The sequence below is a fragment of the Holdemania massiliensis AP2 genome (assembly GCF_000327285.1).
Lineage (GTDB): Bacteria > Bacillota_I > Bacilli_A > Erysipelotrichales > Erysipelotrichaceae > Holdemania > Holdemania massiliensis.
In genome coordinates, this window is sequence record NZ_HE998567.1 from 663,588 (window position 1) to 679,446 (window position 15,859).

A 15,859-nucleotide genomic window follows, 5' to 3' on the forward strand; every position below is an offset into this window, starting at 1 on the left:
CGGCTTTCGGATTTTCCTACTTTGCTTTCAGAAAATCAACTTCCGGACGACTTTTCACCAAGCTTCTTCTGACTCCCTTTCACCTTCCGGGAGCTCGCTGATTTCCTAAAGCGGCTACTTCTTCCGTTCAACGTAGATGGCTTTATTATAGACATTGCGCAGGCGCTTGTCAATTCCAATTCCCCAGTTTTTCACACTGAAATGGATCAGGGACATCAAATTATTACGTTTTAACTAAGTTGCCTCTTAAAACCTGAATCACGCCTTATCGGACAGCTCAAAGAACTGCGGACATTCGTGCTTAAGCATCGCCAAAGCTGTTTCCCAATAGTTACGCTCCGCCTCAGATTCCATGGTAAAGGTCAGCTTATCCTTCGACCAGTGTTCTTCCAAGGGGCCAAACGTATTCTTTGGCAGATCAAAATCGAACCGTTGCATGACCAGTAAGGCAAATTCGCGGAAAGCCCCGCCGAAAGCAGTGATGATGTGATCCTGTTCAACAATCGGCTCAAAACGGAAATTCGCTTTCTGCATAAATGGCAGATCCTCCAGCACTTCCTGATAGAACCCACCGCAGTAAGCCCGGTTTTCCAATAATCCCGCTGCCCCTAACAGCACCGGCGAAACCGAAATCGCAGCGATCAAAATGTCGGATCGATCTTTGAAGCGAGCTAAAAAGTCGAGCTGCCTGCGGTCTTTCAGGACTTCCGGAAATTCTGCGATTCCCGGCAGGATCAGACAATCAATTTCATCAAGATCCAATTCCTCGTAACAAAGATCCGGCAGCACCGTAAAGCCTTCCTCCGTTTTCACTGGATTGCGATCTGCGGCACAGACAATCATCGGTTTGCCCAATCCCACCATCCAGTCAGTCAGACAGCTGATTTCCTGCATACAGAACGCACGATAGATCATTACCGCGGTTTTCTTCATTTTCCACCTCCCCTTTCCTATTATTAATTTTAATGTAGCACATCCCCAGCTGAACCACAAGTTTTCTCTGATTTTGATTCGATTCAGTTGTATTGCAGCACAGCGGGATCCAAGAAAGAAGAAAAACCCCTGAGTCGGGGTTGTTGTCTTGAACGATTTTGCTTACAGCGGCAGCAGAACCAGCGTTTTTTCCTCTAACGGCTTGTTGTGATTGACAGCGATCAGCTGCTTTTCATTAACCCCGTAACGTTGAGCAATTGCGGCATAGGTATCACTGGCCAGCGCCAGCATATAACGGCTGGTCACGATGACATTCTCGGCATCGTCAAAAAGGTCTTCAATCTCAGCTGCTTCTTCTGCCTGCGGTTCAGTTTCCTCAGCCTCTTCTTCAACCTCAGTGTTCTCTAGCATATCCGACACTTCTTCCGCTACGATTTTCTTTTCCTTAACCGCTGGCTTCGGCGCTGTCATCGCTGCGGAAGCAAGCTTTGCACCCTGATCTACGTGCTGAACTTCCGTCTGTGCAGGCTGAACAATGGATGCCGGTGCAATTTCCGCATCGGACTCCAAAATTGCCGCAGCTCGTTCTTCTTTCATCCCATAGACATTCAAATAGATCGTCACGATCATATCCCGATCTTCGATGCGGGCGTCGTAGTGATGCAGACGGATGCGGAACTGTGAGGCATCCTGCAGCTTATCCATTGGTGCCAGAACATCCAGCGTGATTTCTTCATTCAGCGCATAAGCACCTTGTTCATCAGCAGCCTGCCCTTTGACCCACAACGAGCCTAAGGCCCGGATACCGTCCGTTTCCGTGTGATATTGAATCTCATTGGTGATCTGACATTGCAGAATTTGATCGACCGGACGGCTAAGTTCCAGACGTTTCTCAATTTTCATTGGTTTCATCCTTGTTTCCTCCCCAGCATTCCTGCTTCAATGTCAGTGTATGCCCAAAGCCTTAAAATATGAAAAAAGCCCGAATCACTCGGATTCAGGCTCCTTGTTGTCTAATAACGCTTCGATCGCTTCCATCAGTTCTTCCCGGCCTTGTTTTGTAATCGCCGAAAAGGGAATAATCACCTCTTGGCTGCAGGTCAGAGCTTCAGCAATCAGCTTAATCTGTCGGCTTTGTTGAGAACGCGGAACTTTGTCCATCTTGGTCGCGACCACCGCAAAGGGAATCTCATAATAGCGCGCATACTCGGCCATCCCGATATCATCCTCGGTCGGCGCGTGACGCAGATCCACTAACAGAACCAGACCTTTCAGCTGCGAACGGCTGGAAAAATAATCTTCCATCATCTCGCCGAACTGGATCAGCATCTGTTTGGACGCATTGGCAAAGCCATAGCCCGGCACATCCACCAGCATGAAGCGGTGATCAATGTCAAAGAAATTCAGCAGCCGTGTCTTACCCGGCGTGTTGCCGACATACGCCAGCGCCTTGCGTCCGCATAACGTATTGATCAATGAAGATTTGCCGACATTGCTGCGGCCGGCCAAAACAATTTCCGGCAGTTCACTTTCCGGCCAGTGCGCTTTCGACGGCGCGCTGACTACCAGTTCAGCTTCTTTAATTTCCATTTAGCGAACCAACGCTTCCTGGATCACCTGATCGACGGTTTCTACCGGAATGAAGTGAATATCATTTTTTACGGTTTCCGGAACTTCATCAAGATCCTTGACATTGTTCTTCGGAATGATGACCGTGGATATTCCGCTGCGGTGCGCAGCCAGCGATTTTTCACGCAGGCCGCCGATCGGCAAGACATTGCCGCGCAGCGTCACCTCGCCGGTCATCGCCAGATTCGCATGAACCGGATGCCGGGTGATCGCCGAAACCAACGCTGTAGTCAGCGTGACGCCGGCACTTGGACCATCCTTCGGCACAGCTCCTTCCGGACAATGAATATGAATATCATGCTTATCGAAGAAAGCTGGATCAATCTTGTATTCAACCGCTCGGCTTTTGATATAGTCTAAGGCAATCTCGGTGGATTCCTTCATAACATCGCCCAGCTGGCCGGTGACGATCAGCTTGCCCTTACCGTCAAAATAGGTGACTTCAACCGGCAGGATATCGCCGCCGAAAGAGGTGTAGGCCAAACCGGTAACCACCCCGATCTGATCCTTTTTCTCCTTGACGCCGTATTCAAATTTCTCTTTGCCCAACCATTCCTGAATTAATTTCTTCGACACTTTGACAGAACGCTTGCCGTCCTTCATGATCGTCAGAACGCTCTTGCGGCACAGTGAAGCGATCACGCGCTCCAGCTGACGGACGCCGGCCTCCCGGGTGTAATGGCGGATTAAATAAATCAGCTCCGCATCGCTCAGCTTGAACTGACTTGGCTTTAAGCCGTTGATTTCAGCCTGCTTGCGGATCAGGTGTTCCTGAGCAATACTGACCTTTTCCACCTCAGTATAAGAAGACAGCTCGATAATTTCCAAGCGGTCGCGCAGCGCCGCCGGAATGCTGTCCAGCGTGTTGGCTGTCGCAATAAACATAACCTTGGACAGATCATACGGTTCTTCCAGATAGTTATCCGAAAACAGCTTGTTCTGTTCCGGATCCAAAACTTCCAGCATCGCACTGGAAGGATCACCCTTGTAATCACTGGCCATCTTATCGATTTCATCGATCAGGAAGACCGGATTAATGACCCCGGCTTTTTTCATGCCCTGAATGATCCGCCCCGGCAGCGAACCCAAATAAGTCCGGCGATGACCGCGGATTTCCGCTTCATCCCGCACGCCGCCTAACGACGCTTTGACAAACTTGCGGTCCAGCGCCCGCGCAACGGACTTGGCCAACGAGGTCTTGCCGACACCCGGAGGCCCGACCAGACACAGAATCGGCGCATTCAGCGACTGCGTCATCTGCTTGACTGCCAGATATTCCATGATGCGGTCCTTCACCTTTTCCAGTCCGAAATGATCTTCATCCAGGCGCTTCTGCACCAGTTTAAGATCTTCGTTATCTTCCGTTTCCTGCCACCATGGAACGCCTAAGAGCCAATCCAGATAGGTTCGGACAACCCCGGCTTCCCCGGAAGCTCCCGGCAGCATTTCATAACGGGCCAGTTCTTCACGGGCTTTTTCCTTGATTGCTTCCGGATATGGATTTTCCTCAATCATCCGGCGCAGTTCTTCAGAATCGTCGCTCTGATTGGAAACATCGCCCAGTTCTTCTTTAATCGCACGGAGCTTTTCCCGCAGATAATATTCCTTCTGCGACTCATCGATCCGCTCTTTCACCTTTTCATTGATATTGTTTTCAATATCGGACAGCTGTTTTTCTTTTTCCAGCTCCTGGATAATCATCATCAGCCGTTCGTTGACATTCAGTGTTTCCAACAGGAGCTGCTTCTTTTCCAGCGGCAATGGGAAATACTGGGCAAACTGGTCGGACAGCGTCGGGGCAGAAACTCCCTTGGTCAGCTGCGCGATGATCTCCGGAGGGAAATTATTGGCACTGGAAGCAATGTTTTCAAATTCCTTGGCCACCCGGCGGATCAGCGCCATCTCTTCAAGATTGTCGCCGGCCTCATCCGCAATCGGCAAAACCGTCGCCATAAACATTCTGCCCTCATCCTGCATGGAAACAAGCTTAGCCCGTTCCAAACCGCTGAAGGTAATCCGCATAAAGCCTTCTTTTCGGCGGATATTTTTGATTCGGCACAGCGTGCCGAAAGCGTAGAGATCCGAAGGAGCAGGATTGTCAACCATGATGTCTTTCTGGCAGACGAGCCAGACATGACCATCGAACTTTTCTTCTGCTTCCTCAACGGCACGAATGCTCTTTTCCCGGCCGACCTCAATCATGATATCCTGCTGGGGAAAAACAATGATTCCTCGTGTTGCGATGACCGGAACACTGATTTCCATTCTTTCGTTGTTCATTGACACCCTCCTTGTCTGAAATAATACGTGTTGTAAAGGTCAAAAAAGACGCGAAGCGTCTTATTTGTTTGTGGAATCCTTAATCAGGTCCAGCGCCTTGCGCAGCCGGACATCGTAAGAGATCGAAGACGCCGGAATTAATTCTTTTACCTTGTCTTTCTCCATGTTGTATTGGGAAGCGATCAGACCGTATTCCGTATCGATATCTTCCTCGCCGACTTCCAGGTTTTCCTGGGTTGCAACCGCATCCAGAACCAAGCGCAGCTTCACTTTGCTTTCAGCGTCCTTGGCCATCTGTTCACGCAGCGTTTCTTCACTCTGACCTGTGATCTGGAAGAACTGCTGCAGGGAAATGCCCTGCTGCTGCAGACGGTTGGCATAATCCTGAATCATATCATCGGTTTCATTTTTGATCATGATTTCCGGGATTTCAACTTCGCAGGCATCCACAACCGTGCTGATCAGCTTGTTGGTCGCTTCATTTTCTGCATTCTGCTGCTTCTGTTCTTCCTGATTCTTCCGAATCAGCGCTTTTAAGTCTTCCATGGTTTCCACATTCGGAGCATTGACGTCCTTCGCCAGATCGTCGTTCAGCTCCGGCAGAACTTTGGCTTTGATTTCGTGAACCGTTACTTTGAAGACAACCGGCTGACCCGCCAGTTCAGCAGCCTGATAGTTTTCCGGGAACGTGACGTTGATGTCCTTCGTTTCTTCCTTCTTCATGCCGATAACCTGTTCTTCAAAGCCTGGGATGAAGCTGTTGGAGCCGATTTCCAGCGGATGATTTTCACCCTTGCCGCCCTCAAATGCAACACCATCTTTAAAGCCTTCAAAGTCGATGACCGCGGTATCGCCGTTTTCGACTTCGCCCTCTTCCTTCACTTCCAGTTCGGCAAAGTTTTCCTGAATCCGCTTCAATTCAGCATCCACTTCTTCCTCACTGACGGAAGTTTCGGCAACTTCATAAGCTAAACCCTTGTATTCGCCCAGCTTGACTTCCGGCTTAACCGCAAAAGTAAAGCTCATCGTTGCGGCTTCCTCGCTGATTTCTTCAATATTCAGCTCCGGCCGGGAGATCGGCCACAGGCTGTGCTCATCAATGCCGGCATCCAGCAAATCCTGAGCGCAGTGCTCGACAGCTTCCAGCATAATCTTCTGAGCTGGTACATACTTCTTCGCCATTGCAGCCGGGACGGAACCCTTTCTGAAACCCGGGATTTCCAGTTCTTTCGCTAATTTATTAAAAGCTTTTTTCTGAGCCGTTTTCCAGTTTTCACCTTCAATGGTGACTTTCAGTTCGCCTGTTGATTTTTCTTTTAGTGTCCAAGTTGACATAAACTTCTTTGTCCTCCTTATGTCTAGCCTTTCTATTATAACAAATGTTATCTGAATTTCAAATAAATTGGCTTTTTAAATCAAATAAATTGACATTTTCAAGCTGCTGCTGAGATGCGAACTGACGCCATCCTTCCTCATCCTGCATACTGCAGTATACTAGATGAACACAGCTGGCCGCAAGCGAGACGCCCTCTTCTTCCTCAAAACCCAGCGGCAGCGCCAGGTAAGCCTCACGGATCAGCACCTGTTCGCACAGATTAAATAAGGAAGGGTTCTCATTTTCCAGCCATTCGCGCAGCTGTGAACGGGCGGCAAGAAACCCATCGCTTTCCGCGGCCCCTTCTTGGTAGCGGGGAATAAACGTATATTGAATTCCATCGCGGTTCAGCGTCAGCTCCTCATTAATCTGCTGCTCAATCAGCGAATCGATCAGCAGCGCTGAAGCCAGCGGATCCGGATCCGTTTTTAAATAGACCCGCACAAGATCCAGACAGGAGCGCAGATTCATCCCGTGCATGGCGTCGACAGCCTTGAGCTGCTGCTCGCGCCCGCCTTTCAAGCTTTCTTCAATTTCATCCAGACTCATCCCGCCGGCAGAAGGCCTGCGGTTTTCAGCGGCCAGTCCGCGCAGCTGCTGATCAAACTGGCGCAATACCGGAAGAATGTCGGAAGGCACATACGGCATTGCCAGTTCCGTATCGACCTTTGTCCGAGCTTCCTCGAATCGTCCCTGAGCGATCAGCTCTGTGATTTCCTCAATCAGTTCTGCATAAAATCCCGAGCTCATCTTCATCACTCCTTTATCAAAAAGAAAAGAAGGAAACCTTCTTCTGTTTGTTCCTATTATAACACAAGCCCTTCATTCCCGCATGCTTTTTGCCTGCAAGGAAGAAAAAAATCCTTCATTGAAGGATTTCTGTTATAAGTGGCGTCCCGGAAGGGACTCGAACCCCTGACCGTGCGCTTAGAAGGCGCATGCTCTATCCAGCTGAGCTACCGGGACAGCATTCGTTCAACTGTTTTGAACGCTCAATCATAATATCAAAAAGCGTTGAAGAATGCAAGTCATTTTGGCATATTTTGTTGACAGCGTACATTGAGCATCAAAACCGCGTCCAGTTGACACGTTCGATGTTCATTTCCCCCTCCTCAATCGTAATTACCGCATAACACGGCGGGGTGCCGTCGCGGTTGCGGGACAGCGCGCCCGGGTTCACAAGAACCACACCGTCACGCTGCTGGCTGGAAAAAATATGCGTATGTCCGTAAAAGACAAAGTCGCAGCCTTGCCGCCGCGCTTTGCTGACCAACATATCGAGCTGACCCATATACAGATGATGATGGCCGTGAACAATCATCATGCGATGATTTTCCAGTTCCAAAATCTTCATCTCCGGATACTCATAATAAAAATCATTGTTGCCCCTGACGCACACATACCCCTGTAAAAACTGCGGCGGCAGCTCGCTGTCCCCGCAATGGATAAACACATCCGCATCCCGATGGAGCTCTAAAATCTGCTCCAGCGGTTCAGTCCGACCGTGGTTATCACTGACCACTACTATCTTCATTTTACCACCTGTACTAATAATATCAGATTTACCGTCTTCCTTAAAGCAATATTTGGTTGAGAATCAAGGAATTTAAGTCAATCGGATCATCGTTGACACCGCTGAGATTCACCGTCACCCCATCGACCTGCAGTTCTACGCGACTGACGCCCAATGAGCTTTGAATGCTTAAAAGCAAACTGGTAACCAGCTCTTCATTGACTTTCTTTTCCTCATCCAGAATCTCGCCGTTCACGTTAATTGTCAGTAAATCCGCATCCAGCGAGCAATCCAAGACGGCAATCGGTGTTTGGGCTAAGGGCTGTTTCAGCTGACTGAACACGCTGATATCCGACAGAATGGAAGACAGGGTATCCTGCAGACTGGTCTGATTGCTGATGCGCAGCGTCTTCGGCACATACACGCTCATGCCATTTTTCTGGCGGGTATAGAACACGGTTAGGGAATGACTGTCATGCAGACGGTTGACGGTATTTTCAAAATTGTTGATTCCGATCTGCCGGTTTAACGGCATCGGCACCGGGGTTGACAGCTGCGGCATATGCGTCAGCGGTTCGCCGGCCAGATAAAGCAGCACCTCGCTGACCTCATCAAACTGCGTGACTGCCCAGGTCACCCCTTCCAATAACCGCATCTCCGTTTTGGGATCATAATTGCGAAAATTCTCTGGAAAGTACAGCGACAGCTGACTGCCCTGCAGCGAGCAGCTTTCAAGCTGGGCATTGTTTGGCAGCAGGCCGCGGACCCCCTGCACCGGTTCATTGCCGATCGTCATTAGCCGCAGCACCTCGGCGATTTTCTGATTCAAGTCCAGGTTTTCCTCAATCCCCAGCGTATAGGGAATCAGGGTTGCATCTTCATCCAGCAAATAGACTTGGACCATATCCCCGCTGGCGCCAGGACCGCTGACGGTCGTGATGGACTGCGGGCGGGAAGGCCACAGCACGGTGGTCAGATAAGCAGCCAGCGCTACCGCTCCGAACATCAAGGCTGCGCCCTGCTTCAAAGTTTCAGGTTTGATTTTCATGAACATCCCCTCCTGTCACAGTGTATGCGCGCCTGCTTCAGGAAATGATGCCCAGGACAAATTGAAATACCGGATTATGAAGCCGGAGCGGCAGAAAAAAAGAACAGGTTTCCCTATTCTTCGATCGGCAGGAAAGCGGATTGTTCATCCATCCACTGTTTTCTTATTTTTCGATTTGAACATGTTCGCAAACTGTATCCCAACGCATTAATTGATGCAGCTGCCGGCTTAACTGTTCCCCGCTGCCGGTCGTCACGATCCGCAGAGTTCCCTGACCCGCTTTCTTTGGTGCTTCTAACGCAATGCTTTCCGAATCGATCAGCGGTATCTGCAGGACCTCCGCAAACTGCTCGCGGGCAAAGGGAAAATGCGTACAGGCCAGCACCGCCGCGTCATATTGCCCACGATAGGCTCTGAGCTCACCTTGAAGATAAGCCAAGATTTCCTGCTTTGGGCACAGATGTTCAATCATAAACGCCAGACAGCTCAACCCGACCTCTGTGACTTCCGCCTGCGGACGCTGCTGAGCCAGCACTTGTTTATAGCGGTGCGACTGAACGGTGAACGGCGTGGCCAAAACAAGAATTTTCCGGGCAGACTCGGGAATCAGTTCACAGGTTTTGGAAATAATCTCAATCACCTGCGCCTGTCCGATATACCTACGGGCAATTCCGGTTGCACTGGCGGTATTGCAGGCCACGACAATCGTCTTTGCGCCCTGATCTTCCAGCCATCTCAGATTCTGCTGCAGAAGCTCCAGCAGGGTATCGCGGTCGAGCGAACCATAGGGAACGTGCGCCTGATCTGCCAGGTAGATGAAATCTTCCTGCCCCCAGCGCTGACGCAGCTGATCCAATAACCGCAGTCCGCCGATGCCTGAATCAAAAACACCGATCATTCTGTCCCCTCTTTCAATGTATGATGTGCCTCGACCAGCTGCTGCGCCAGAGCCAGACCGACATAGCGGTAATGCTCAGGCCGGGCCAGTTTGTTGGTCTCGGTCACTTTGTCTTCGGTGTACGACTGGACAAACCCGAACCGCCAGGCATTTTCCTGCAGCCATTGCGATTGGGGCGTCGTACTGAAATCCTCCGCATTCTTGCCGGTCGCGGCGAAATCCACAGCTAAGCCTAGCTGATGTTCACTGTGTCCGGGATAATCGACATACAGAATGGCTGAAGAACCATACTGTTCTTTTGCCAGCTTAAACAGCTCTTCCTGTTTTTGATAACTGACATAACCTTCAGTTACTATTAACCCGCCGCAGGCACGGCTGCTGACTTCCGCCTCCGCCGCTTCACACAGCTGTTTTAAAGGATACTGAATCCGCTCATCCACAAGGATCGGCTTTTCCTCGCCGTCAAGCTCCACCGTCAGCTGCGGGATATCCGTCAGTGCCTGCAGATGCAGCGGCACATGCGTAGCGATCGTATGATCATCATCCACCAGCGTGTCTAAGGCTGAAGGATCAAGCACAAGCGAAGCGCTGCGGTAATATGGATCGCCGCGGTCCAGCCAGTCTTTCACTTCTTCATAGCTGTAAACAAGCATCAGCTGAGCCAGATCCTGCACGGCAATCTGATCGCGGGTTTCCTCCACCATGTTTACGATTGCCACCGGGGCATAGTTGCGGTAAGAAAACGCTTCTTCCATGTAATTGTATTCCGGGGCATGATAAACACTGAACCGTTCCGCCTGAATATACGGCACAAAGGTCGAAGGGGCGATCGAATATTCAATGATATATTCGATATCCGCATCGCTTAAGTATTCATCGATCAGCTCCCGGCTTTCCGGATCCTGGTACGGATAGCGGGAAAGCCGGTCATAGCGGATATTCATCACGATTAAACAACCGGCGCACAGCACAGCGACGGCTGCGACAAAAAGCAAGCGTTTGATTTTCAAAAAAACCACCTCATGTCTTAGTATAACATAAATCCAAAAGAATAGCCCCCTCTTGGGGGCTAGATTTCAATTTCGCGGCATCGGATCAGCTCCACGACAGCCTGCGCCCGACCTTTGACGGCCAGCTTCAGGATCACGTTGGAGATGTGGTTGCGGACGGTTTTCTCACTGATGTTCAGCTTTTCACTGATCTCTTTCGTATCGTAATTGCTGACCAACAGATCAAAGACTTCCTTTTCCCGCCGGGTCAGAATCTTTTTCATTCCAGTCCTCCTCTTGGTTTCTAAACCATAGTATGCAGGACAGTCCGGTTAAGGTTCCACATGCAGCGTATCAAAAATTCTTTCTGCAACCTCAGCCGGCACGACTTGGGCAATTTCCTCGATGCTGGCCTCTTTTAAGCGCTTAAAACTCTTAAATGTACTCATCAGCTTTTTCTTCCGGACTTCGCCAACCCCTTCAATTTCATCCAGAATGGATTTCGTCTGGGCTTTCTGACGCAGCTTGCGGTGATAGCTGATCGCAAACCGGTGAACTTCATCCTGCATCCGCGTCAACAGAAAGAACAGCGCGGATCCTGGTTCAACGTCGACAATCTCCAGATTCTGATTCATCAAGCTCGCGGTCTGATGCTTTTCATTTTTAACCAAACCGCAGATTGGGATATCCAGATCCAGCGAACCGAGGATTTCCTTGGCCGCTTCAATCTGCGTCAGCCCGCCGTCGACCAAAAGCAGATCCGGGAACCGGCCGCCCTCGTTTAACAGCCGGAAGTAACGCCGGTACAGCACTTCCTTCATCGAGTCAACATCGCTGTTTTCGGTATGCAGCTTAAACAACCGATAGTCGTTCTTGCACGGCAGCCCATCCTCAAATACGACCATCCCAGCAACGGTAAAAGCCCCGGAGATATGCGAGTTATCGAAGATTTCGATCCGCGACAAACCGGGAATCCGCAGTTTTTGAGCCAGCTGCCGCATTGATTCTTCCGTCGTTTCATTCTGGCGCTCCATGACCTCAAACTTTTGCAGCAGGTTGGTCTTGGCATTGTTGGACGCCATTTCCAGCAGTTTCTTGCGATAGCCTTTGACCGGCTGAATCAGCTTGCAGGTGATGACTTCCTGCAAGGCTTCAATATCCAGCTCCAACGGCACGATCACCTCCTGAGGCAGCGGATGGTTCTGATAATACTGCATCAGAAAGGAGATCAGTTCTTCCTCGGGATCACCATACAGCGGAGTGAGCGACAGCTGCCGTTCCAGCAGCTTGCCGGAACGGATGAAGAAACCCTGAATGGCCAGATAGCCCTTATCTGCGTAGCAGGCAAAGACGTCGCGGTCTTTGTTGTCCTCAACCTGAACCTGCTGCTTATCTGTGATGTGTTCAATCGAGGTGATCAGATCGCGGTATTCGCGGGCCTTTTCAAACGCCAGTTCTTCAACCGCGGCATTCATCTTGGTTTTCAGTTCACTGACCAGATCCTTGACATCCCCACGCAGAAATCGGGCGATTTTTTCTGAGATTTCCTTATAGATTTCCGGATCAACGGTCAGCTCGCAGGGACCGAGACACTGGCCGATATGATAGTACAGGCATAGTTTCTTCGGCATCTTCTCACACTTGCGCAGCGGATAGAGCTGATTGAGCAGCTTCATCGTCTGATGGGCCGCGGAAGCATCAGGAAACGGCCCGAAATATTTCGCTTTGCGGTCCTTTTTGGCGTCGCGCACCACCCGTAAGGTCGGATAGGCTTCGTTGGTTAGTTTTATATAAGGATAAGAGGAATCATCCATGAACATAATGTTGTAGCGCGGACGGTATTTTTTAATCAGATTGATTTCCAGCACAAGCGCTTCTTTTTCGCTGGAGGTCACAATGTAGTCAAAGTCAACGATGTTGCTGACAAGCTTGGTCGTCTTGTAATTGTGCGCTCCGACAAAATATTGGTTAACGCGGTTTTTCAGCTTCTTCGCTTTGCCGACATAGATGATCGTATCATTTTTATCTTTCATCAAATAACAGCCCGGCTCCAGCGGCAGCGTCTGCAGCTTGGCCTTCAGCGCAGAACTGATCATTTTGATTTCCCCGTTTTTAACGTAACCACCGTTGCGCCGGCGCCGCCCTCACCCGCGCCGCCGATCCGCCAGCTTTCCACGCGCCGATCCTTGTTCAGTTTATCCTGAACCGCTTTGCGCAGGACGCCGGTGCCGGCACCGTGAATAATCCGTACTGAACCAATCCGGGCAACGACGGCGTCGTCCAGATATTTATCAACAATTTCCAGACCGTCCAAAACATGACAGCCGATGATATTGCATTCCAGACTGACAGTCTTCGCCCGCAGTGCCTTCATCGAGGTGCTGGAAGCGGCCGGCTTGTTTTTGCGGCGCTGCGTCGGACGCATGTCCTCCAGCTTGACTGTCGTGCGGATGCCGTTGAGATCGACGACGGCCTGGTTGCGCTTCAGCTGTAAAATTTCAGCAATCTGACTGGATTTTTTCAGTTCCACAAAAGAACCGACCTGAAACTGCGGCTCCGGCTCAGCCGCAGCCTCTTCTTCAAGCTGTGCTTCGCTTTTGCCTAAGGCATTGAGCTGATGCTGCTTCTCGATGATCTCATGCAGCTTCATCGTTTTCTCACTCTGACGCAGCTCTTCCAGCAGCGCTTCGCCTTCTTCTTTGATTTCTTCCAGATGCTTCTGCGCCTGCTTCTCTGCGGTATCCAGAATCTTCTGTTTTTCCGCGCTGAGTCGATTCAGCTCTCGTTCCAGCTGTTTTTGACGCTGTTCAGTTTGGGCAATCAGCGCTTCCTGCTTTTCTTTCAGCTGCTGATTTTGTAGAATCTGAGCTTCAAGCTTTTCGATCAGTTCATCTTCTTGGGAACGCTGCTGCCGCTTTAAAAATTCGGCTTCCCTGATAATTTTTTCTTTCAACCCAAACCGCCGGGCAATTTCAAACGCATTGGACTGTCCGCTTAGCCCTTCAATAAAATGATAGGTCGGCATCATCTTCTCAACGTCAAACTGAACGGAAGCGACCAGGATATCCTCATGCCGTTTACCATAGAGTTTTAAGCGGCCATAATGGGTGGTGACCACACTCAGACAGCCTTTCTCGCGCAGATCATTCAGGACGGCAATCGCCAGGCTTTCACCTTCCTTCGGATCAGTGCCCGAACCTAATTCATCGAGCAAAACCAACGATTTTTTCGTCGCGTGACCGGTAATATCTGCCAGTTTGGACAGATGGGCGGAAAAGGTTGACAGCGACTGCACGATCGACTGATCATCGCCGATATCCACGAACACCTGATCAAACAGCGGAATTTCCGCTTCCTCACAACAGATCGGAATGCCGCAGTAGCTCATTAAAACAAACAAGCCGATAATTTTCAGCGATACAGTTTTTCCGCCGGTATTCGGACCGGTAATCATCAGCATCTTCTGCGGCTCAATTATCCGATACGTATTGGCAACTACGGTCTTGGGATCAATTAACGGATGCCGTGCCTGATTTAAAATCAGCGTCCGGCCTTCGGAGAGCTTGGCGACGACGCCGTTATGCCGCTGCCCCCATTGGGCTTTGGCAAACAGGGCATCGAGAATGGCCAAAGTTTCCAGATTGGCCAGATACGGCTCAGCCACGCTTTTTAACAAGCGGCTGCATTCTACCAGAATCCGGTCGATTTCATCCTGCTCCCGTGAAATCAACGTCTGCTTGCGGTTATTCAGCTCGATCAAACAGCCCGGCTCTACATAGGCCGTAGCTCCCGAAGCACTCTCACCATGCACAAACCCACCCAGACTGTTCTTTTCTGATATTTTCGCCAGCACGACAATCCGACCGTTGCGGGTCGTGGTGATCGAATCCGTCAACAGACTGGCATGCGACTGCACAAAGCGCTGGCTTTCCCGCACCAGCTCGGCTTCCGTCTGATGCAGACTGCGGCGGATCTGTTTTAATTCCGGTGATGCACTGTCCAGCACTTCGCCATACGGGGTAAAGCAGCGTTCCAGCTGCTGGGCCACTTCCAGATGCGGCTGCATCGTATCGGCCAGCTCATGAATTTCCGGGCATGGCAGTTCCACAGACTTCAGATAACTCTGTGCCCCACTGACGCCGCGGGCATGATCGGCTGCCTGAATCAGTTCCTGGGGAGTGCAGACGCCATCCCGCAGCACCGTATGCAAAGACCGTGAAAGATCGCGGATACCATAAAACGGCATCGGTCCGAACTGAATCACAGCCTGTAAAGCCTCTGCAATCCTCCGGTTTTCCTTCGCGATCAAAAGCGGAGAAAAACTGGGCTGCAGTTCCTCGATTTTTTGTCTTCCTAATGAAAAGGCACAGAGCTGAGCGATCTGTTGCTTGATCAGTTCCAGCTCCAGGCCATTGCCAATTGTCATTGTCCTTCTCCTTTCAGCGAATTCAGTAATTCTTGAAGATTTTGAAAGGTCAGCTGATTGTCATTCAGCCAATCTTTAATCATTGTCCGATCTTCATCGGTCAGCTGATCCCATCCCTCGACCAGCTTCTGCAGCTGGTTTTCATCCTGCGGCATCTCCAGCAGCTTTTCATTGAGCACAGCCGCCGCTTTTCCCGGCATCGACAACAGCGTCGCATCAATCACCTGCTGACCATTTTCAAAGAAAGGCAGCATCAAAATGATCGAGAACACCACCAGCCAGATGCCCGTATTCACAAGTCCGAACAGTCCGCCAAGCAGCTGATTCACCTGTTTGACTAACGGAATTTTGCCCAGCATCTTGATAATCGGACGAACCAGCAGCAGCACCAGACGGCACACGATAAAGATTGCGATAAACCAGACGATCTGATTCATTAAACCATAAACCCAGGGACCCAATATTGTTTCCCGTGCCGGATTCAGCGTTTCCGGCACAATCGCCGCCCACTCCGAGAGTACCGGCGAAAACAACCATGCGACAAACAGGGAGACCAATAAGCCTACGCAATCCATCAGCTGAATTAAAAATCCCCGCTTGATCCCCACTAAAACCTGAACCACCGCGATAATCAGCACCGCGATGTTAATCACCATATAAGTTTGGCTCTCAATGACCATTTTCCATCACTCCTACCTGAGCAACATCATACCGAAAAACAAGCGATTTTGCAAATCTTGTGTTATCATTATGGCCAGAGGTGAATGC

Annotated in this window: 14 protein-coding genes, 1 tRNA gene and 1 other annotated feature (1 of these 16 running past the window's edge); all 15 genes read right to left on the reverse strand. The window is 50.4% G+C overall.

Going from position 1 to position 15,859, the window contains the following annotated elements:
- Positions 1-140, reverse strand: a binding site (T-box leader) (it extends 69 nt beyond the left edge of the window).
- Between the two features lie 118 nt (positions 141-258).
- The gene (locus BN162_RS03120) at positions 259-933 is read right to left on the reverse strand and encodes a DJ-1/PfpI family protein (protein WP_020223613.1); all 675 of its coding nucleotides are present in this window, start codon (positions 931-933) and stop codon (positions 259-261) included.
- A 162-nt stretch (positions 934-1,095) separates the two neighbouring features.
- Positions 1,096-1,845 (reverse strand): LysM peptidoglycan-binding domain-containing protein, encoded by a 750-nt coding sequence (locus tag BN162_RS03125; RefSeq protein WP_020223614.1) that lies wholly within the window; start codon positions 1,843-1,845, stop codon positions 1,096-1,098.
- Positions 1,846-1,920: 75 nt separating this feature from the next.
- Positions 1,921-2,523, reverse strand: a complete 603-nt coding sequence (yihA, locus tag BN162_RS03130; RefSeq protein ID WP_020223615.1) for a ribosome biogenesis GTP-binding protein YihA/YsxC — start codon at positions 2,521-2,523, stop codon at positions 1,921-1,923.
- The gene (gene lon, locus BN162_RS03135; RefSeq protein WP_020223616.1) at positions 2,524-4,842 is read right to left on the reverse strand and encodes an endopeptidase La; all 2,319 of its coding nucleotides are present in this window, start codon (positions 4,840-4,842) and stop codon (positions 2,524-2,526) included.
- Between the two features lie 60 nt (positions 4,843-4,902).
- Positions 4,903-6,177, reverse strand: coding sequence for a trigger factor (tig, locus tag BN162_RS03140; protein WP_020223617.1), 1,275 nt, complete (start codon positions 6,175-6,177; stop codon positions 4,903-4,905).
- A gap of 58 nt (positions 6,178-6,235) precedes the next feature.
- Positions 6,236-6,967, reverse strand: a complete 732-nt coding sequence (locus tag BN162_RS03145) for a hypothetical protein (RefSeq protein ID WP_020223618.1) — start codon at positions 6,965-6,967, stop codon at positions 6,236-6,238.
- A gap of 139 nt (positions 6,968-7,106) precedes the next feature.
- Positions 7,107-7,183, reverse strand: a tRNA-Arg gene (locus BN162_RS03150).
- Positions 7,184-7,283: 100 nt separating this feature from the next.
- Positions 7,284-7,751, reverse strand: a complete 468-nt coding sequence (locus BN162_RS03155; protein WP_020223619.1) for a metallophosphoesterase family protein — start codon at positions 7,749-7,751, stop codon at positions 7,284-7,286.
- Positions 7,752-7,791: 40 nt separating this feature from the next.
- Positions 7,792-8,778, reverse strand: a complete 987-nt coding sequence (locus BN162_RS03160) for a GerMN domain-containing protein (RefSeq protein ID WP_020223620.1) — start codon at positions 8,776-8,778, stop codon at positions 7,792-7,794.
- 163 nt (positions 8,779-8,941) lie between these two features.
- Positions 8,942-9,676 (reverse strand): glutamate racemase, encoded by a 735-nt coding sequence (locus BN162_RS17655; RefSeq protein ID WP_020223621.1) that lies wholly within the window; start codon positions 9,674-9,676, stop codon positions 8,942-8,944.
- Positions 9,673-10,686: a M15 family metallopeptidase gene (locus BN162_RS17660; RefSeq protein WP_020223622.1), complete on the reverse strand. Its 1,014-nt coding sequence runs from the start codon at positions 10,684-10,686 to the stop codon at positions 9,673-9,675. The genes BN162_RS17655 and BN162_RS17660 overlap by 4 nt, the downstream gene beginning before the upstream one ends.
- A 59-nt stretch (positions 10,687-10,745) precedes the next feature.
- Positions 10,746-10,949: a helix-turn-helix domain-containing protein gene (locus BN162_RS03175; protein ID WP_020223623.1), complete on the reverse strand. Its 204-nt coding sequence runs from the start codon at positions 10,947-10,949 to the stop codon at positions 10,746-10,748.
- Between the two features lie 48 nt (positions 10,950-10,997).
- The gene (gene uvrC, locus BN162_RS03180; protein WP_020223624.1) at positions 10,998-12,761 is read right to left on the reverse strand and encodes an excinuclease ABC subunit UvrC; all 1,764 of its coding nucleotides are present in this window, start codon (positions 12,759-12,761) and stop codon (positions 10,998-11,000) included.
- A complete protein-coding gene (locus BN162_RS03185) occupies positions 12,758-15,091 on the reverse strand; it encodes an endonuclease MutS2 (protein WP_020223625.1) in 2,334 nt (777 codons plus the stop codon). The genes uvrC and BN162_RS03185 overlap by 4 nt, the downstream gene beginning before the upstream one ends.
- Positions 15,088-15,771, reverse strand: a complete 684-nt coding sequence (locus BN162_RS03190; RefSeq protein WP_020223626.1) for a CvpA family protein — start codon at positions 15,769-15,771, stop codon at positions 15,088-15,090. The genes BN162_RS03185 and BN162_RS03190 overlap by 4 nt, the downstream gene beginning before the upstream one ends.
- Positions 15,772-15,859 lie beyond the last annotated feature (88 nt).